At 70.8% G+C, this 831-nt stretch carries 1 protein-coding gene and 1 pseudogene; both read right to left on the reverse strand.

Going from position 1 to position 831, the window contains the following annotated elements:
* A partial coding sequence (locus ACLJT4_RS42465; RefSeq protein ID WP_411130519.1) for an ABC transporter ATP-binding protein occupies positions 1-355 on the reverse strand: 355 nt, incomplete at its 3' end.
* A pseudogene (locus ACLJT4_RS42470) lies at positions 352-831 on the reverse strand (efflux RND transporter periplasmic adaptor subunit); the annotation flags it as partial. The pseudogene ACLJT4_RS42470 and the gene ACLJT4_RS42465, both read right to left, overlap by 4 nt.

Raw genomic sequence — 831 nt, forward strand, 5'->3', positions numbered from 1 at the left:
GGCGCTCGGCCCGGGGCAGGCCGGAGTAGAGCAGGCCCTCGGCGACGTTGTCCTGTGCGCTGACCCCCGCCACGAGGTGGAAGGACTGGAAGACGAAGCCGATGTGCCGGGCGCGCAGCGCGGACAGCCGGCGGTCTGTGAGGGCCGCGACGTCGTGACCCGCGATGGCGACGGTGCCGGCGGTCGGACGGTCCAGCGTGCCGACGATGTGCAGGAGGGTGGACTTACCCGACCCGGACGGGCCGACGATGGCGAGCAGTTCCCCGCGCTCGATGCGCAGATCCACCCCGCGCAGCGCGGCGACCCCGCCTGGGTACTCCTTGGTGACCTGGTTCAGTTCGACGACGGCGGTCATGTGCTGGGCACTCCGACCTTCATGCCTTCCCTGAGGCCGGATCCGCTGACCTCGACCCTGCCCTGCCCGAACAGGCCAAGCTTGACGGGGATCTCACGGGCCTTGCCGTCTTCCACCACCTGGACGCCGAAGCCGCCGGCGGGCAAGGCGAGCAGCGCGTTGACCGGGACGGTCAGCACGTTCTCGTGCGTCTCACCCCTGAGATCCACGGTGACCGGGGCCTGGTCGATGCCCTTGACCTGCGTCGGATCGGCGAAGGTCACCCGCGCGGTGACCTTGGCAGGCGGATCCTGCCCGCCGCCCTGGTCCTTCTCGTCCGAACCGACGCTGCGGTCGAGGGAAGCGACTTTGCCCTTGACCTTGTCGCCGCCGGGGAGAGTGATCTCCACCGGGGCGCCTGGCTCGGCGAGCCCCGCATCGGCGACGTCGAGCTTGATCTGCACCTCGCGCTCCGCCCCGGTGACGGTCAGCACCGG

Origin of the sequence: Streptomyces sp. x-19 (assembly GCF_046549115.1) — a bacterium.
Lineage (GTDB): Bacteria > Actinomycetota > Actinomycetes > Streptomycetales > Streptomycetaceae > Streptomyces > Streptomyces albulus_C.